The sequence below is a fragment of the Dactylosporangium sp. NPDC051087 genome, assembly GCF_055586325.1.
In genome coordinates, this window is sequence record NZ_JBVJIJ010000010.1 from 227,189 (window position 1) to 245,177 (window position 17,989).

The window sequence follows — 17,989 nt, forward strand, 5'->3', positions numbered from 1 at the left end:
GGGCCTGCCCGCTACATCCCCATATGTGCGTTACAGGACGATCACCGTCCGCAGGACCGTCCCGGCCTCCATCTCGTGGAACGCCGCCTCGACATCGCCCAGGCCGCCGGTCGCGCTGACGAACCTGTCCAGCGGCAGCCGGCCCTGCAGGTACAGGTCGATCAGCATCGGGAAGTCCCGCGACGGCAGACAGTCGCCGTACCAGCTGGACTTCAGCGCGCCACCGCGGCCGAACACGTCCAGGAACGGCAGGGTGAGCTGCATGTCCGGGCGGGGCACCCCGACGAGCACCACGGTGCCGGCCAGGTCGCGGGCGTTGAACGCCTGCTCGTACACCTGCGGCAGGCCCACCGCCTCGATGACGACGTCGGCGCCGAAGCCGCCGGTCAGCGCCCGCACCGCCGCCACCGGGTCGGTCTCGCGGGAGTTGACGACGTGCGTCGCGCCGAACTCCTGCGCCCACGCGAGCTTCCGTACGTCGACGTCGACCGCGATGACGGTGCTCGCGCCGGCGAGGACCGCGCCGACGATCGCGGCGTCGCCGACCCCGCCGCAGCCGAAGACCGCGACCGAGTCGCCGCGCGAGACGTTGCCGGTGTTGAGCGCCGCGCCGATACCGGCCATGACACCGCAGCCGAGCAGGCCGGCGACGCTCGCCGAGGCGCGCGGGTCGACCTTCGTGCACTGACCGGCGGCGACGAGGGTGTACTTGAGGAACGCGCCGATCCCGAGCGCCGGCGACAGCGGGGTCCCGTCGGCGAGGGTCATCTTCTGCTTCGCGTTGTGGGTGTTGAAGCAGTACCAGGGCCGCCCGCGCAGGCAGGCCCGGCACTGCCCGCAGACGGCCCGCCAGTTGAGGATGACGAAGTCGCCGGGCGCGACGTCGGTGACGCCCGGCCCCACCGCGGAGACGATGCCGGCGGCCTCGTGGCCGAGCAGATAGGGGAAGTCCTCGCCGATGCCGCCTTCGCGGTAGTGCAGGTCGGTGTGGCAGACCCCGCACGCCTGGACCTCCACCACCGCCTCACCGGGGCCGGGATCGGGGACGATGACGGTCTCGAGGCTGACGGGGCGGCCCTTGCCGAGGGCGACGACGCCCTGTGTTTCGATAGGCATACCTCCCGTCCTACCAGAGGAATCCACAGATGACGGACGACCTGCGGCGCATCGCGAAGGAACGCTTCGGCTGGGACCGGCTGCGCGACGAGCAGGTGACGGCGATGCAGGCGCTGATGGCGGGGCGGGACGCCCTGGCCGTGCTGCCGACCGGTGCCGGCAAATCCGCGATCTACCAGGTGCCGGCGCCGCTGCTGCCCGGGCCGACGATCGTCATCTCGCCGCTGCTGGCGCTGCAGCAGGACCAGATCGCGTCGCTGACCGCGCGCAACCAGGCGTCGCTGCAGGCTGTGCGGCTGTCCTCCGCCGAGGGCAAGGCCGAGCGCGAGGAGGCCCTGGAGGCGCTGCGCGCCGGCGACGCCGAGTTCGTTTTCCTGACGCCCGAGCAGTTCGCCGACCCGGCCCGCGTCGCGCAGATCAAGGCGTTGAAGCCGAGCCTCGTCGCGGTCGACGAGGCGCACTGCGTCTCCGCGTGGGGCCACGACTTCCGCCCCGACTACCTGCAGCTCGGGCAGTTCATCCGGGAGCTCGGCCGCCCGCCGATCGTCGCCCTGACCGCCACCGCCTCCCCGCCGGTACGGGAGGACATCGTCGAGCGGCTCGGCATGCGGGACCCGGAGATCGTCGTCACGGGCCTGGACCGGCCGAACCTGTTCCTCGAGTCGGTGCACTGCGCCGACGAGCAGACCAGGTTCCGCCGGCTGCTCGCCCGGCTGAAGGAGTCGACGCCGCCGGGGATCATCTACGCGCCGACCCGCCGGGCGACCGAGGAGCTCGCCGAGCGCCTGGTCGAGGAGGGCATGCCCGCCGTCGCGTACCACGGTGGGATGAGTGCCGGCGACCGCGAACGCGCGCACGAGGCGTTCCTCGCCGACGAGGTCGAGATCATGGTCGCGACGACGGCGTTCGGCATGGGCATCGACAAGCCGAACATCCGCTGGGTCAACCACATCTCGCTGCCGGACTCGCCGGACTCCTACCTGCAGGAGATCGGCCGGGCCGGCCGCGACGGGCAGTCGGCGCAGGTGCTGCTGCTGCACCGCACCGAGGACACGGGCCTGCGGAAGTTCTTCACCAACGTGTCCGTCGACCGCGAGGAGGTCAGCTCCCTCGCGGCGCTGCTGCGCTCCGTCGCCCCCGACGCGATCACCCGCGACGAGCTGGAGGAGCGCACCGGCCTCGGCGCCCGCAAGCTCGGCCAGCTGCTGAGCCTCCTCGAGGAGGTCGGCGGCGCGCAGCTGCTGCACGGCAGCAAGGTGAAGGCGCCCCGCTGGGCGCCGACGCCGGCGAGGTCCGCCGAGCTCGCCGAGGCCCAGGCGGAGCGGCAGCAGACGGTGTCCCGGTCCCGCCTCGACATGATGCGCAACTTCGCCGAGACGGAGCTGTGCCGCGGCCAGGCGCTGCTCGCGTACTTCGGGGAGCACCTCGACGGCACGTGCGGGCACTGCGACAACTGCCTCGACGGCAGCGCGCAGGCCGGCCTCGACGCCGCCGGCGACGTGCCGTTCCCCATCCACAGCGAGGTCCGCCACGCCGAATGGGGCAAGGGCGTCGTGCTGTCCTACGCGGGGGAGCAGATGACGGTCCTGTTCGACGAGGTCGGCTACAAGACGCTGTCAGTGCCGGTCGTGGAGGAGCACAAGCTGCTGCGCCGGCTCTGAGGCCCGCGCGGCCGCCTCCTCGTCGAGCCCGCAGGTGAGGAACAGGGCCCGGGCGGTGCCGCGGGCCGCGGTGTCGTCGCGGCCGTCGCGGCGCAGCGTGTCGGCGATCCCGGCGTGCGCGCGGGCCTCCTCGTACCGCTGCCCGGTGCGCGCGGTGAGCCGCAGTGCCCGCTCGTGCGCGGCCGCGTCCGCGGTGCGGCCGAGGAGGGTGAGCGTGCCGCCCAGGTCGTTGCGGATGCCCGGCTCGTAGAACGGGTCGGTGAGGTCCCGGACCTGCTCGGCCGCCTCCAGCTGGCAGCGCAACGCCTCGTCGAGGTCGCCGAGGGCGGCGTGCGCCCGGCCGATCGTGCTGAGCGTCTCCGCGGAGCCGGCGATGCTGCCGAGGTCGAGGGACGTCCGGTGGACGCGGCGCAACAGCAGCAGCGCCAGCCGAGCGTGCCCGAGCGCGATGTGTGTCCTGCTGAACTCGGTAGCGACGGTCGTCACCTGCAGGACCTTGCCGTGCCGGTGCAACCCGACGATGGCGTCCCGCAGCTCCAGCCGGGCCTCCTCGGGCCGGCCCAGCAGCAGGAGTATGGCGCCGGACTCGTAGAGCCGTAGCAGGTTGCTGGGGTCGGCAGCGTCGCCGAACAGGGCGGCGGCGGTGCGGAGATGTTCCATGCCCTCGTCGAGCCGCCTGACTCCCCGGCAGACGACTCCCAGGTTGACCTCGACGCAGGCGAGCTGCTGCGGCATGTTCGCAGCGGCGTAGTGCGAGGCGGCCTCGGGGAGGTTTTCGATGCTGTCCCCGGCGCGGCACAATCGCAGCATCGTGCCGGCATGCCACTTGCACGCGAGGGCGATCAGCACGTCGTCGCCGATGGCCCGCGCGGACGCGATCGCCTGCCGCCCGAGCCGCTCCACGACGACCGAGCGTCCCTCGTTGTTGGCGAACCGCCACAACGCGCGGTGCAGCAGCACGGCGTGCCGGTGCGCGTCGGTCCGGTGCGCCTCGTCGGCGAGCGCCACGACCGTGGGCCACACCGCCCGCATCCACGTCAGCCGCTCGGTGCCGTCGGCGAACGGCCGGATGACCGTGTCGCGGGAGACGTCCGGCAGCTCGTCGCTGCGCAGTTCCAGATGCTTGTTCGCCGTCACGACGGTGTGCAGGTAGTAGTCGAGCAGCCGCGGCAGCGCCGTGGTCCGTTCAACCGTGCTGACCAACGTCGCTGCGAACTCGCGCATCAGATCATGCAGCCGGTACCGGCCGGGCTGATGCTCCTGCAGCAGGTGCACCTCGACGAGCCGATCCAGCAGGTCCCGGACCCGCGGCGCCGGCATCTCCGTGAGCGCCGCGGCGGGCCACGCCTCGAACTCGCCGGCGGGGTGCACGCCCAGCAGCCGGAAGCAGCGCCGCTCGGGCTCGCTCAGCTGCCGGTACGACACGTCGAACGCCGCCGCGACGCTGCGCCCCTCGGCGGACACCGCGATCGGCGGCGGGTCCGCGGCCCGCAGCCGCTCCAGCATCGCCGGCACGCTCCACTGCGGACGGTGCTGCAGCCGGTGCGCGATCAACCGGACCGCGAGGGGCAGCCGCCCGCACAGCTCGACGACCTCCGCGGCCGCGTCCGGTGCCGCGTCGGCCCGCTCGCCGATCGCGTCGCGCAGGACCGCCACCGCGTCGGCGACCGGCAGCGGGCCGAGGCTCATCAGGAACGCGCCGTCGATCGGACCGATCCGGGTGCGGCTCGTCACCAGCACCACGCACGGCGCTCCGGACGGTGGCAGCAGCGGGCGCACCTGCTCCGCGCCGGCGACGTTGTCGAGGACCACGACGGCCGGCCGGTCGGCGAGGGCGCGGCGCCACAGGTGCTGCCGCGCGGGCAGCTCGTCGGGGATGCGCGGCGGCGCCTCGCCGAGCTGGGCGAGCAGCAGGCCGAGCGCGTCGGCGGGGGACACGGGGTCGCCGTCGCTGTGCCCGTGCAGGTCGACGAACAGCTGTGCGTCCGGGTGGTCCGTGCGCAGCGCCTCGGCGGCGGACACCGCGAACGTGGACTTGCCGACGCCGGCCATCCCGTCGATGACGATCACCTGGTACGCGCCGCGGGCCGCACGCAGCAGCCGGTCGGTCTCGGCCTGCCGGCCGCGGAGCCGGTCGACGACCCGGGGCAGCGCGCCGGTCGCCGGCCGTGGCCGCTCAGCCGGCCCGCGCAGCACCTCCAGGTGCAGGTCGCGCAGGTGCGGTCCGGGGTCGACGCCGAGCTCGTCGCGCAGCGCGTCGACCGTGCGCCGGAACAGCTGCAGCGCCTCGGCCTGCCGGCCGTCGCGGTGCAGCGCCGTCATCAGCGCCCCGGCGAGACGCTCCCGCATGGGGTGGGCGGCGGCCAGCGGCGCGACCCGCTCGATGACCTCACGGTTGCGCCGCAGGGTGAGCAGCGTCTCCGCCCACTCCTCGGTCGCGGCCCAGCGCAGCTCGGTGAGGGTGTCCCGCCACCGGCCGACGACGGGACCGGGCAGGCCGGCGAACGGGGTGCCGTGCCATTCGTCGATCGCCGCACGGTAGTGCGCGGCGGCGGCCTCCGGGTCCGGCTCGGCGCGGGCCTGGCGCAGCGCGGCCCGGAACCGGGTCAGGTCGAGCCGGTCGCCGGGCACGACGATCCGGTAGCCGGCCGGGTCCGTATGCAGGGCGCCGCCGCCGGTGCCGAGGATGCGGCGGATCCGGTACACGGCCGTCTGCAGCTGGTTGCGGGCGGTCGCCGGCGGTTCGTCGCCCCAGACGAGATCCACCAGGTCCGCGACGGTGACGACCCGGCCGGCGTGGAACAGCAGCCCCGCCATGATCAGCTGCTGGCGGGGTCCGCCGAGGTCGACAGGGCAGCCGTCGACGATCACCTCGACCTGACCCAGCACGGAACACTCCACGCGACGGCACGCTAGCGCCTGGTGGCCGGGCCGTGCACGGGGATCCCGGCCCGTTGGATCAGTGGTGCGCGTCCTCGTTGCGATGGCCGAGCGCGGCCCACACCTCGCTCACCGTCTCGAACAGCTCGTCCTCCGGCAGCCGCTCCAGTTCGGCGAGCACGTCGTCGGGTGCGTTGAGCTCGGAGGCGCCGGCCATCAGGTCGTCGCGGTCGCCCGGGAGGCTGGCCATGGGGATGTACCGGCCGAGACGGCTGCGCGCCTCGATCTCGTCATGCGTGAGTTCTGGCTCCATGTCAGCGGCGATACCCGGGCATACCACCACCAAACGAATGACACCCGATTGAGGTGAGGCGGCGTTGGGTACCCGCATCGACATCCGCCCCATCCGCCGCGCTCCGAAACCCCCCGGGTGTGCGGCCGGGCGCTTCACAGGAGGTGAACACACGTGGCACGCATCGGGCAGCTCTTCGGCGGGCGCAACGCCCAGGTGGACCGGGACGGCGACGGCGTCGACGACCGCGTCGAGGACCGGACCCTCGACAACCGTCTCGACAAGGACCACGACGGGATCGACGACCGGGTCGAGGACCGGACCCTCGACCACCGTCTCGACAAGGACGGCGACGGGATCGACGACCGGGTCGAGTCGAAGCGGCTCCGCACGTCGGACCGCACCCACCGCATCCCCGCCGTCGGGCCGCTGTCCGGCGTCACCGACACCGACACCGACCGGGACGGCATCGCCGACCGCCGGGAGACTCACACCACGACCATGAAGCCGGTCATCGACCGCGAGCCGGCCCCCGACGCCGACGCCGACGTCGTGCCGGTCGAGACGGGCCGCCCGGCCCGCGCGAGCCTGCTGTCCACGCTCGGCCTCGTCGTCGGTGTCGTCGCCGTCGCGGCCGCCCTCACCGGCCTGCTCGCCGTCTGGGCCCTGCCGCTCGGCGCGCTCGGCCTGCTGCTGTCCTTCGGCGGGATCATCGCCGGCGCCCGCCGGCATGTCGCCGGCCGTGGCACCGGCACCCTGGGCGTGCTGTTCAGCGGCACCGCCGTGGTGTTCGCGATCCTCGCCATCACCGGCCAGGTCAGCTGGCTGGACACCGACGTCGACCAGGTCGCGCGCCTCAACGACTGGCTCGACACCAAGGTGACGTGGATCAAGGACTGGTGACGTCCGCCTGAAGAAGGACCCGGGGACTCCCCGGGTCCTTCTCACGTATTGGCGGGTGTGGGAGCGCCGTGCAGGACGCCGTCGCCGGCGGTGAGGACCTCGTCGAGGGCGTCGGCCGGCAGCGGCCGGGAGAAGTGGTACCCCTGCGCCTGCGGGCAGTCCAGCTCCCGCAGCCGGGCCGCCTGTTCCGGCGTCTCGACCGCCTCGGCGATCGACGACAGGCGCAGGCTGTTGCCGAGCTCGACGATCGCGCGGGTGAACGCCATCTCCTCGGCCATCCCGCCCTCCGGGGTGAACGCCCGGTCGATCTTCAGGATGTCGACCGGCAGGTGCCGCAGGTACGCCAGGGACGAGTAGCCGGTGCCGAAGTCGTCGACGGCGACCCGCACCCCCTCCTCGCGCAGCGCCGCCAGCAGCACCGTCACGTCGTCGCTCCCCGCCGCCGACGACACCAGGACCGTCTCGGTGATCTCCAGGATCAGCGCGCTGCCCGGCAGGTCCGCGTCGCGCAGCGCCGCCAGGACCGTCTGCGCGAAGTCCGGCTCGCGCAACTGGCGGCCGGACACGTTGACGGTGACGGAGATGCCGAAGCGCTCATGCCAGGAGCGGACGTCGCGGCACGCCTGCCGCAGCACCCATGCACCGATCGGGACGATGAGCCCGTACTGCTCGGCGATGGGGATGAAGTCCAGCGGCGGCACGGACCGCCCCTCGCAGTTCCACCGCAGCAACGCCTCCACGGCGGTGACCCGGCCCGAGGACAGGTCCACGACCGGCTGGTAGTTGACGGTGAACTCGTCGTTCGCGACGGCCCGGCGCAGCTCCGCCGACAGGCGCATGTGCTCGTGCCGCTCGGTCGCCAGCCGCGGCTCGTAGGCGGCGAGCCGGTTCTTGCCGGCCGCCTTCGCCGCGTAGAGCGCGAGGTCCGCGTTGCGCAGCGCCTCCGCGGGCGTCGCCGGAGCCTGCACCACCAGGGTCCCCACGCTGGTGGTGACGCTCAGCTCCCGCCCGCCGATCTCGTACGGCTGGGCGAGCGCGTCGACGACCGCCTGACCGACGGCGTTCACCCGCAGCACCGGCACGTCCTCCAGCAGGACGGCGAACTCGTCGCCGCCGAGCCGGACCAGCGTGTCGGCGGTGTCGACCTCGCCGACCAGCCGCGCCGCGACCTCCATCAGCAGCGCGTCGCCGACCGGGTGCCCGAACGAGTCGTTGACGTCCTTGAACCCGTCCAGGTCCAGCAGCAGCAGCCCGTGCGCCGCGTTCGTGCGGGTCAGCGCGTGCTCGAGGCGCTCCTGCAGCAGCGCGCGGTTGCCCAGGCCGGTCAGCGCGTCGTGCAGCGCCCGGTGCGTCAGCTGCTGCCGCAGCGTGTCCTGTTCCCGCAGCGCCTCGCCGAGCGCGAGGGCGTGCGCGTCGAGCTCTTCCACGCGCCGGTTCGCGAACTGCACGATCTGGCTCAGCCGGGCGATCAGCAGCACGGACGTGACGATCGATGTGGCCAGGGGCACGACCGCCCACCAGCGCGACGGCAGCGGCGCGGCGGCCAGCAGCATCGTGATCGCGATGACCGGACCGATCAGCGACAGCACCGTGTACAGGTAGACCCGGTGCCGCGGGATCACCTGCTGCGCGCGTTCGAGGCGCCCCGCCGCCTCCGCCATCGACGGGTGCAGGGCGCCGGTGCCCAGCAGCGCGTACGCGCACAGGTACAGGGCCGCGGAGACCCGGTCGCCCTTCGGGTCGCCGGTCCACGCGACGGCCACGTAGTAGACCGTGTCGCCGGCGATCAGCGTCGCCGCCGCCACGCACACCAGCCGGTGCGCGGTGTTGCGGACGCTCGCCGTGAACGCCATCCGGGTCGCGGCCACGACCAGCGCCAGGTCGATCGCCGCGTACAGCAGGTCGCTGGCCCGGTGCGGGCCGTCGAACCGGTCGCCGACCAGCACGGGATGCACGATGAACGTCCAGCTCAGCGCCGCCACCCCGGACGCGACGATGCCCGAGTCGATGAGCCGCTCCCAGCGCGGTCTGCGGGGATCCCGGCGTACCCAGCTGATCAGGCCGCCGCCGAGGAACGGGTACGCGGCCAGGAACAGGGCGTCCTTCGCCGAGGGGAAACCGACGTCGCCGGTCAGCGCGTAGTCCGCGCCCCACGCGACCGCGCCCAGCACCGAACAGGCGAGGCCCGCGCCGAACAGCCACCACGTGCGGCGGTGCGCGGGCCGGTGCCGGCGCACCCCGACGACGACCGCGACCACCGTCGACACGCCGACCACGGAGTACAGCAGCTGGCGCGGGATGACCGGGAGGAACGCGCCGACGACCACCGTGCCGAGGCCCAGTGCCGCATACCAGCGCCACGCGGTCATCGGTCTCCTTGTCGCTGATTCGGCTGACCTGCCTATCGGCAGCCTGCCGGCGTAACTGAGCAGGGCGAAGATGGACGGGTTCGACCGCACAGCGAGGGGTAGGGAGCGCCGATGAAGGTCGCACTGCTGGGACCGATCGCCTGGCGGACCCCGCCCCGCGCGTACGGGCCGTGGGAACAGGTCGTCTCCCTGCTCGCCGAAGGACTCGTCGCGCGCGGCGTCGACATCACCCTCTTCGCCAGCCTCGACTCCGTCACCGCCGCGCACCTCGACGGCGTCGTGGAGCGCCCGTACAACGAGGACACCTCCTACGACGGGAGGATCTGGGAAGCGCTGCACGTGGCACACTGTTTCGACCGCAGCGCCGGGTTCGACCTGGTGCACAACAACCTCGACTGGCTGCCGCTGGCGATGAGCGGGTTCTGCCGGGCGCCGCTCGTCACCACCGTGCACGGCTTCTGCTCCCCGGCCATCCTTCCGGCGTACCAGCGGGCCCGCTCCGCGTTCGTGTCCATCTCCGACGCGGACCGCGGCCCCGGCCTCGACTACGCCGCGACGATCTACCACGGCATCGACGTCGCGCAGTTCCCGTTCCGGGCCGCGCCCGGCGACTCGCTCGTCGCGTTCGGCCGCATCCACCCCGACAAGGGCACCGCCGACGCGATCCGCATCGCCCGCGCCGCCGGCCGCCGGCTGCTCATCGCCGGCCCCGTCCACGACGAGCGCTACCACGCCGAGCAGGTCCTGCCGCAGATCGACGGCGAGCAGATCGTGTACCTCGGCAACATCGGCCCCACCGAACGCGCCGAGGTCCTCGGCGCCGCCGCCGCGCTCCTGCACCCGATCGGGTTCGCCGAACCGTTCGGCCTGTCCGTCGTCGAGGCGATGACGTGCGGCACGCCCGTCGTGGCGTATCCGCTCGGCTCGATGCCGGAGGTCGTCGACGAAGGCGTCACCGGCTACCTCGCCAGCTCCGTCGCCGAGGCGGTCGAGGTCCTCGACGACGTGCTCAAGCTCGACCGGCACCAGGTCCGCGGGCACGCCGTCGGCCGCTTCAGCGCGGACCGGATGGTCGAGGACTACCTGCGGCTCTACACCCGTCTGCTGGGTTGAAATCTCCGCGATTCGCTCAAGGCCCCGGCCGCGCGGCCGAACCTTCACAGTGTGCGGCGCCCGCGGTCATACGACGCGGTAACGCGGGACGGCTCGGCTCCGGCAGCGACGTGGCAGGCTGCCGGAGCCGACGCCATCTGCGCGCATCGTGATCGAAGGCTGGCGTTGCGTCACCCTTCCCTCTAGGCTCTCGGGCGGAAGGGGAGGCTGTGATCAACGTCGATACCGCTGGGTCCGGCTCCGAAGCGGGCCCCGAGGCCGGCTTCGAGGCGCGGCTCGCCGCCGTCGAGGACCTCATCGCGACCTGGGACCTGCACGGCGCCCAGGCGGCCGCCCGGGAGCTGCTCGACGAGCCGGACCTGCCGCCCGGCGACCGGCTCACCGCGCGCCGGCTGCTCGCCGAGGCACTGCGGGAGCTCGGCGACCTCGACGCCGCCTACGACCTCGCCGAGGCCGTCGCCACCCAGGCGGAGCAGGCGTACGGGCCCGTGGACGTGGCGACCGTGCACGCCTGGTCCGTCCTCGCCGCCGTCCGCCACGACTACGACGAGTGGGACGCCGCCGAGGCGCTCTACCACCGGGTCCTGGACAGCGGCGTCGACGAGACCGACCCCGAGGCCGCCCGCGTCATCCTCCTGACCCGCGTCAACCTCGCGCTCCTGCAACGCGACCGGGGTCAGCGGCCCCTCGCGCTCACCATGCTCAACGCCGCCTATGCCGTGCACCGCCGCGAGTACGGCGCCGACGACCTCGACACCATCCGGATCGCCGCCGAGCTCGCCGCCCTGCACCACGCCGACGGCAACGTCCCGGCGTCGCGCCGGCTGTTCACGCTCGCGCACGCGGCGGCCAGGTCCCGGCTCGGCAACCGGCACCCCTTCACGAAGGCGGTCGAGTGGGAGCTCGCCGCCGTCGAACCCCCGATGCCCGCCTCACTGCTCCCACCGGCCGCTCCCGCCGCTCCCGTCCCCACTTCGGCCGACCGCACCGCGCCAGCCGATCGCACCGCCTCGGCCACCCCGGCCGCCCCAGGCGCCCCGGCTGCCCCTTTCGCCTCGGCTGCCCCGGCGGCTGCCCCTGTCACCTCAGCTGCGTCTATCACTCCGGACACCTCTGACGGCCCTGATGTGGACCTCGACGAGGGCTTCCTCGATGAGCCCGGCGCACCCTCGTTTCCGGTGGCGGCGGATGTACCGCAGGTGGAGGCTCCTCCTCAGGTCGTAGCGGTCCCCGACGTGCCGCACGGGATTTCCGGTGCCGCCGCCGTGGGTCATCCCCGAGGTGGAGGTCCGGTCACCGGCGAGCGGCGGGTCGTCGTGCCGATCCAGGCGGTGGCGGGGGTGGCCGCGGCGGCGCTGGTCATCGCCGCCGTGTCGATCCTGTGGCCGGCCGGGGAGGCCCCGGACCGGTCCGCTGGATCGGTCGCGTCCGCCGCGGCCGCCGGCGCGGGCGGTCCCGCCGGTGCCGATGGGGCCGCCGGTCCGAACGGGGCCGGTCCCAGCGGCGCCGCTCAGGGTGGGGGCGCTCAGGGTGGGGGCGCTCAGGGTGGGGGCGCTCAGGGTGGGGGCGCTCAGGGTGGCGCCGGTGAGGTCGGGACAGGGCAGGGCGGCGCAGGACAGAGCGGGGCGGGGCAGGGCGGGGCCGGTGGGGGTGAGCCGGTGCGGGTGCGGGACCTGCGGCTGCGGGACGACGGGACCGCGCTCGCCGTCACCTGGACCGGGCTGAGCGGCAAGGCGGTCGTGGCGCTTTCACGCGACGGCGGGCCGCCCGTCGTGGTGGCCGAGGTGCCGGCCGGGACGACGTCGTATGTGGTGAAGGGCGTCGATCCGTCGGTGGCGTACTGCGTGGTGGTGGGGCCTGTCGACGCGACCGTCGCGATCACCCCCGGCGCGTCGGTGTGCACGGGTGAGCGGTGAGGGCGCAGGTGGGGGAACCGGTGGTCGGTGACGGGCGTGTCGCAAGGTTCGCCGGGTATAGTCCGGCCGATGCGGCTCACTGACCGGACCCTCAATCGGCTACCCGGCCCCGTGGCGCGGCTGATGAGGGACCACCGCGAGACGGTCAAGTTCGTGATCGTCGGCGGGCTCTGCTACCTCGTCACGCTGCTGGTCAACTACGGGCTGCGGCTGACGGTGCTGGACAGCAAGCCGGTCACGGCGCTCACGATCGCCAATGTGGTCGCGTCGGTGGTGTCCTACTTCCTGAACCGTGAGTGGTCGTTCCGGACCCGGGGCGGCCGGCGCCGCCATCATGAGATGGCGCTCTATCTGGTCATCAACGGCATCGGCGTCGCGGTCAACGCGGCGCCGTTGTTCGTCGCGCGGTATGTCTTCGGGCTGCAGGAGCCTGCGGTCAGCGCTCTCGCCGAGGAGATCTCGGACTTCGGGTTCGGCATGGTGCTCGGCACGGCCCTGGCGATGCTGTTCCGGCTGTGGGCCTACCGGACCTGGGTGTTCCCGCACGACGACGTGCGTCCCGCCCCCGACCGCTGGGACCACACCGTGCCGGCCCAGGCGACCGTCACGCCCGCACCGGCCGCGCAGGCCGACTCCAAGCGCTCCTGAGGAAGCCCCGGAGCGCCCTGAGGAGGCCCGCGCTCCGAGCGGTCCTGAGGGGTGCCCGGGCGCCGCGCTCAGAAGGCGATGTGGTCTGGGTCCGGTTCGGCGGGAGCGCCGAGGAGCTGGTCGACGCCCGCGGTGCGCAGCTGGCGGTGCACGAACGGGCTGGCGCGGTGGATCACCAGGCGGACCCCCTCGACGCCCGCCTCGCGCTGGGCGCCGACGAGCGCGCCGACGGCCGCCGAGTCCAGGAACGTGACGAGCCCGAGGTCGACCCGCAGCACGCTCGGCCGGCGCTGCGTGGCGGCGGCGACGAGATCCTGACGGAGCGTCGCGGCGGTCCCGTGGTCGATCTCGCCCCGGACGGACACCACGGTGGACCCGTCCATCAGCACATTGACCGTCACCGACATCGACATGGCGCTCCCAGCAAGCTCATCAGGCACAGCATAGGAGCACGGCGCGTCACCCGCAGCGTGTGAGTGGCCCGTTCACCCGGACCGTGGAGGAGTGCCACCCGGAATGTGGTCTGGGCAGTGCAGGCGTAACTCCCGGTAACCGAACGGGGCGTCGACGAACCAGCAGTGGTGCGGCGCCTCGGTGCCGGGGTGCCGGTAGCCGTCGAAGAACCGGCACGACAGGCACATCCGGCTCACGGGGATGCGCCCCTCCCGCTGCAGCTGCGTGATCCTGGAGGTGACGATCCGCAGCAGCCGCGCCTGGGTGGGCTCGTCGAGGTCCTCGACGCTGCCGAGGACGGTCTCCGCCCAGTTGGACGGCGCGGGGGTCAGGGCCAGGCCGCGTTCGGTGGCGGCGATCCGCATGTCGTGCGCCGCGTAGGAAGGTGCCGGCCGCATCTCGACCAGGCCGTCGGCGACCAGCGGCGACACGATCGCCATCGTTGCGGCGACCGACGAGCCGAGCTCGGCGGCGAGGTCGGAGAGCCGGAACTCGCGGTCGCGCCGGCCGAGGAGCAGCAGCACCTGCCGGTGCGGCGGTGGGAGGGTGGCCCGCTCGGGCGGCGGAGCGTCGGTGGGCGCCATCACGGCGACCCGCACCAGGCCGGCGACGAGCTTCTGCGCCTGTGCCTCAAGGGTCACGGCAGTCTCCTCCCGAGCGTCCGCTGGTAGCACCCTAGACCGCGACGTCGATCAACAGGGAGCATCGCGCGACGGAATTCGCCGCCGGTGCACCGCCGCACCCCGGCACCTGGCGTCACCGCAACCGGCGTCCCGCGGCGGCGCCCGCCCTTGCGCAGGCCGGCCCCGGTGCCGAGCCTGCGAGGCCCGGTCGGACCAGGCTTGTCGTACATAAGCGAAAAAAGCGAAAAGTCGGAAAATTCGGTGTAGGCTACGCACGATTTCAGCAGGTGTGACGGGGGTCAGGAATGGGTGCAGGACGGTTGGTCGCGACGGCCACGATGCTGGTGGCGGCGATCGCGACCGTGGAGACGGCAACCGCGGCGGCGGCGACGGCGGCGGTCGTGAAGCCCACGCAGCTGGTGCTGACCGTGGCGAAGGGCGAGAGCGGCAAGCCGGCGCAGAGCCGCGCGTCGCTGCGGTGCCGGCCCGCCGGCGGCTCCCACAAGCAGGCCAGGGACGCGTGCTCGGCGCTGGCGAAGGTCGGCGGTGACTTCGCCCGGCTGACCGGCGAGGGCGGCGCGTGCACGATGCAGTACGACCCGGTCACCGTCACCGCCGCCGGCCGGTGGAAGGGCAAGCGGGTCAACTACAAGAAGACGTATGGCAACGCGTGCTCGCTGACCACGACGACGGGGCCGGTCTTCAGCCTTTGAACACGCCCAGCGTCTTGAACTGGTGGTTGGGGAAGATCGCCGCCGAGTCCTGGACGTTGAAGCGTTTCTTGAGCATCTCGGCGAGGATGTCGCGGTAGTCGTTGGCTCCCGCGACGTCCCCCTGGTCCAGCGCTCCGCTGGACAGGCCCGGCCAGTTGCCGTGCACCTTGCCGCCGTTGAGGCCGCCGCCGAGCAGCAGCATCGCGTTGCCGTGGCCGTGGTCGACGCCGACGTTGCCGTTCTCCTGGACGCGCCGGCCGAACTCGCTCATCGTGATGACGGTCGTGGTGTCCAGCAGCGGGCCGAGGTCGGTCGCGAAGGCGCCGATGGCCTCGGACAGGTTGGTCAGCGAGTTGCGCATGTCGCCGCCGTCGACGCGGCCGAGGTTGGTGTGCATGTCCCAGCCGCCGACGTCCAGCGCCGCGACGCGCAGGCCGACGCCGGCCTTCATGAGCTGCGCGATGTCCTTCAGCCGGTCCGCGAGGCCGCCGCCCGGGTACTGGACGCCCTCGAGCGGCCGGTACTGCGAGTTGGCGATCTTCTGCGCGGTGTTGATGGCCTGGATGGTGCTGCCGGCGGTGGCCGCGAGGGAGTGGTCGAGGCCGGTGTACAGGGTTTTCAACGCCTCCATGGTCTGGCTGCGCATGGCGTCGTTGTCGATGCGGAAGTCGCGGATGCCGTTGAGCACGATCGCCTGCTCGCCGCCGACGAGGGACCGGGGCAGCGCGTTGCCCTGCGCGACGGCGCGGAACGTGGTGCCCGGCCCCATCTGCGCGAGGACCCGGTCGAGCCAGCCGGTGCGCACGGCGACGGACGCGGCGCCGCGCTCGAGGGCGTCCTGCGCCTGGAAGTGGCTGCGGCTGGCGTCGGGGGAGGCGACCGCGTGCACGGCGGCCATCTTGCCGGCCTGCCAGAAGGGGTACAGCGCGGTCATCGCCGGGTTGAGCCCGAAGCCGCGCCCGGCGGGCAGCAGCGCCGCCATGGGGATCGCGATGTTGGGCCGCATCGAGCGGTAGTTGGGGTCGTCGCCGGGCGCGACGACGGACAGGCCGTCCATGCCGCCGCGCAGGAAGATGACGATCAGGGTGCCCTTGTTGTCCTCGGGCGCGGCGAACGCGACCCGGCTGGTCACCAGCTGCGCGCCGAGCGCGGCGACGCCGACGTAGCCGGCGCCCTGCACGAGCCGGCGGCGGGTGAAGCCCTTGCTCCACCGGTCGCGGTCGGCGGCCAGCTCGTCGGAGACCTGGTCGGCCTGCACGCGCAGCGCCGCCTCGCAGAGGTTCGGGCCGTGCCGCCGCAGCTCCTCGAGGGAGGTGGGACGCCGCTCACCTTCAGGAAGATCGTTCACAGGAGTGGCCTCACCGCAGGGCGTGATAGACGGAGTCGAGGACGAGCGGCGCCAGGTTGGGCAGCTTGCCGCCGAGGTTGGCGTCGGTGACCCTGGTGTCGGGTTTCGCGCCGAGGAACTTGATGAGCGCGTCCCGCTCGGCGGGCTGCATCGGCTGGAAGATGAGCCGGTTGCACAGCACGTCCAGGTAGGTCGCGAGGGTCGCGGCCGGCTGGGTGACGAGCGAGTCGGCCCGCGGGTTGTTGAGACCCTTGAACGACTGCTGCAGGAACGCGCGGTGCGAGTTCCACGTCTCCAGCATGCCGGCCGCGGAGCTCCAGGCGTTGGCGACGTCGGGGTAGCCGTCCGGCGGCTCCCAGCCCAGCGGCGCCTGGCCGAGCTTGCGGGTGAAGTTGTACAGGTCTTCGAGCGCCTTGCCGGTGTCGGCGCCGGGCTTGGTGCCGACGACGCGGGCGGTCGCGACGAAGTTCTCCAGGGGGCGGCGGGTCTTCAGGCCGGCCGCGAGCCAGAACTCCAGGGACCGGAACAGGACCTTGAGCACCGGGACGATCGCCGAGCCGCTCTGCTGGTACGCGGTCGCCAGCCGGTCGACGAGCGACTGCGGCGGCGTGTCGCACACGAACCGGACGGCGAGCTTGCGGGCCACGTACTTCGCCGTCGACGGGTGGGTGGCGAGGTACAGCAGGTACGCGTCGCCGACCGCGAGGCCGTCCTTCGCGGACTTGTTCGCGTGCTGGAAGCCGAGCACCTTGACCGCGCCGGTCCAGTGCCGGTTCTGCTCGTACCTGAACGTGCCCTCGCGGGTCGCGGTGCGGCCCGTCATCAGGTACGCCGAGTTGCGGACGTCCTTCTCGTTGTAGCCGCCGTCGATCCCGACGGTGTGCAGCTCGAGCAGCTCACGGCCGTAGTTCTCGTTGACGTTGCGCTTGTCCGAGGACGTGTTGTCCAGGTAGCGCATCATCGCCGGGTCCCGGGCCGACGCGATCAGCATGTCGGAGAACTTGCCGAGGGCGTGCTTGCGGATGACGTTGACGTCGTACGGCACCCGGGTGTCCCAGCCGCCGTCGAACGGGCTGGTGATGTTGAGGTGGTTGTTCCAGAAGTCGACCATCACCTCGAACAGCTGCCGGGTGCTCCACACCTGCCGGGCGATGACGGCGCGGGTCAGCTCGTACATCGCCTTGTTGTCGCCGTCCTTGACCGACGCGCGGATCTCCGCGGTGGTCATCGTGACGGTCGGCGTGGTCTTCAGCGCCGCGTCGGCGACCGGGTCGGCGATCTTGTCGGGCTCGAGCTGCTGGTCGAGCCAGCCGTCGATGCCGAGCTCCTTGACCGCGGCGACGTCGGCCTGCGTCGGGCCGAACGTGCAGCGCCGCAGCAGGTGCAGCACCGGGTCGCGGTTGAGCGGCGACGGGAAGCGGGGCGTGGCACGCATCGCGGCGACGGCCGCGGCGGAGGCGGAGTCGGCGGTGCCGGCGGCGCCGAGGTCGTTGAGGTCGCCGAGGCCGCTGGTGTAGCTGGAGTCGCGGTTGGAGAACGAGCCGGCGTCGCGCGGGGAGACGTTGCCGCCGCCCTGGCCGGTGCGGACCATGTCGTCGGCGTCGTCGGGGCGGCCGAGCATCGCCGCGGCGCCGGAGCCGAGCCCGCCGATCGCGACGACACCGCCGCCGAGGGCCATGAGCGCCGTCCTGCGGCTGCGCATCAGCTCGTGCAGGGCGGGCCGTCCGGTGCGCAGCCAGGCGGGTGCGGGTCCTCGTGACGTCTTCGCGGCGGGTGTGCCGGCCGGCTCCTCGTCCTCGTCGGCCGGCAGCGGCTCGTTGAGGACGCGCGGCATCGGGAACTCGCCTGTGTAGTCGGCGAAGAAGGCGCCCTTGACTCGTCTGTGCGAGTCGGATGAGGGGTCGTCATCCGTGAAGAGCCGCTCAGGCATCCCTGAACCCTAATGAGCGCGCGA

At 72.9% G+C, this 17,989-nt stretch carries 14 protein-coding genes; 6 read left to right on the forward strand and 8 right to left on the reverse strand.

Annotation, left to right across the window (positions count from 1 at the left end):
* Positions 1–30: 30 nt before the first annotated feature.
* Positions 31–1,116 carry an S-(hydroxymethyl)mycothiol dehydrogenase gene (locus ACZ6TV_RS20910; RefSeq protein ID WP_465298859.1) on the reverse strand — a complete coding sequence of 362 codons (1,086 nt, stop codon included), beginning with the start codon at positions 1,114–1,116 and terminating at the stop codon, positions 31–33.
* 29 nt (positions 1,117–1,145) lie between these two features.
* Between ACZ6TV_RS20910 and ACZ6TV_RS20915 the strand changes: the two genes are divergently transcribed.
* Positions 1,146–2,777, forward strand: a complete 1,632-nt coding sequence (locus tag ACZ6TV_RS20915; RefSeq protein ID WP_465298860.1) for a RecQ family ATP-dependent DNA helicase — start codon at positions 1,146–1,148, stop codon at positions 2,775–2,777.
* Here ACZ6TV_RS20915 and ACZ6TV_RS20920 read toward each other — a convergent pair.
* Both ACZ6TV_RS20920 and ACZ6TV_RS20925 read right to left on the reverse strand, forming a co-directional pair.
* A complete protein-coding gene (locus tag ACZ6TV_RS20920; protein ID WP_465298861.1) occupies positions 2,733–5,678 on the reverse strand; it encodes an AfsR/SARP family transcriptional regulator in 2,946 nt (981 codons plus the stop codon). The genes ACZ6TV_RS20915 and ACZ6TV_RS20920 overlap by 45 nt on opposite strands.
* A 58-nt stretch (positions 5,679–5,736) precedes the next feature.
* Positions 5,737–5,970: a DUF2795 domain-containing protein gene (locus tag ACZ6TV_RS20925; protein ID WP_465298862.1), complete on the reverse strand. Its 234-nt coding sequence runs from the start codon at positions 5,968–5,970 to the stop codon at positions 5,737–5,739.
* A 153-nt stretch (positions 5,971–6,123) separates the two neighbouring features.
* Between ACZ6TV_RS20925 and ACZ6TV_RS20930 the strand changes: the two genes are divergently transcribed.
* The gene (locus tag ACZ6TV_RS20930) at positions 6,124–6,852 is read left to right on the forward strand and encodes a hypothetical protein (RefSeq protein WP_465298863.1); all 729 of its coding nucleotides are present in this window, start codon (positions 6,124–6,126) and stop codon (positions 6,850–6,852) included.
* Between the two features lie 41 nt (positions 6,853–6,893).
* On the opposite strand, the gene ACZ6TV_RS20935 is transcribed toward ACZ6TV_RS20930, so the two are convergent.
* Positions 6,894–9,221, reverse strand: coding sequence for a putative bifunctional diguanylate cyclase/phosphodiesterase (locus ACZ6TV_RS20935; RefSeq protein WP_465298864.1), 2,328 nt, complete (start codon positions 9,219–9,221; stop codon positions 6,894–6,896).
* Between the two features lie 111 nt (positions 9,222–9,332).
* Here ACZ6TV_RS20935 and ACZ6TV_RS20940 point away from each other — a divergent pair, with 111 nt between their 5' ends.
* From ACZ6TV_RS20940 to ACZ6TV_RS20950, 3 genes are all read left to right on the forward strand, one after another.
* A complete protein-coding gene (locus ACZ6TV_RS20940; protein WP_465298865.1) occupies positions 9,333–10,334 on the forward strand; it encodes a glycosyltransferase family 4 protein in 1,002 nt (333 codons plus the stop codon).
* Between the two features lie 209 nt (positions 10,335–10,543).
* Positions 10,544–12,250 (forward strand): tetratricopeptide repeat protein, encoded by a 1,707-nt coding sequence (locus tag ACZ6TV_RS20945; RefSeq protein ID WP_465298866.1) that lies wholly within the window; start codon positions 10,544–10,546, stop codon positions 12,248–12,250.
* Positions 12,251–12,319: 69 nt separating this feature from the next.
* On the forward strand, positions 12,320–12,898 hold the full coding sequence (locus tag ACZ6TV_RS20950; protein ID WP_465298867.1) for a GtrA family protein: 579 nt from the start codon (positions 12,320–12,322) through the stop codon (positions 12,896–12,898).
* A gap of 68 nt (positions 12,899–12,966) precedes the next feature.
* Here the strand turns inward: ACZ6TV_RS20950 and ACZ6TV_RS20955 are convergent, their stop codons facing one another.
* Positions 12,967–13,311 carry an STAS domain-containing protein gene (locus ACZ6TV_RS20955; RefSeq protein WP_465298868.1) on the reverse strand — a complete coding sequence of 115 codons (345 nt, stop codon included), beginning with the start codon at positions 13,309–13,311 and terminating at the stop codon, positions 12,967–12,969.
* 72 nt (positions 13,312–13,383) lie between these two features.
* A complete protein-coding gene (locus ACZ6TV_RS20960) occupies positions 13,384–13,992 on the reverse strand; it encodes a hypothetical protein (protein WP_465298869.1) in 609 nt (202 codons plus the stop codon).
* Between the two features lie 302 nt (positions 13,993–14,294).
* Between ACZ6TV_RS20960 and ACZ6TV_RS20965 the strand changes: the two genes are divergently transcribed.
* Complete coding sequence (locus tag ACZ6TV_RS20965) at positions 14,295–14,687, forward strand: subtilase-type protease inhibitor (RefSeq protein WP_465298870.1); 393 nt, start codon at positions 14,295–14,297, stop codon at positions 14,685–14,687.
* On the opposite strand, the gene ACZ6TV_RS20970 is transcribed toward ACZ6TV_RS20965, so the two are convergent.
* Positions 14,677–16,035 carry a DUF1501 domain-containing protein gene (locus tag ACZ6TV_RS20970; protein ID WP_465298871.1) on the reverse strand — a complete coding sequence of 453 codons (1,359 nt, stop codon included), beginning with the start codon at positions 16,033–16,035 and terminating at the stop codon, positions 14,677–14,679. The genes ACZ6TV_RS20965 and ACZ6TV_RS20970 overlap by 11 nt on opposite strands.
* 10 nt (positions 16,036–16,045) lie before the next feature.
* Positions 16,046–17,965 carry a DUF1800 domain-containing protein gene (locus ACZ6TV_RS20975; protein WP_465298872.1) on the reverse strand — a complete coding sequence of 640 codons (1,920 nt, stop codon included), beginning with the start codon at positions 17,963–17,965 and terminating at the stop codon, positions 16,046–16,048.
* Positions 17,966–17,989: the final 24 nt, after the last annotated feature.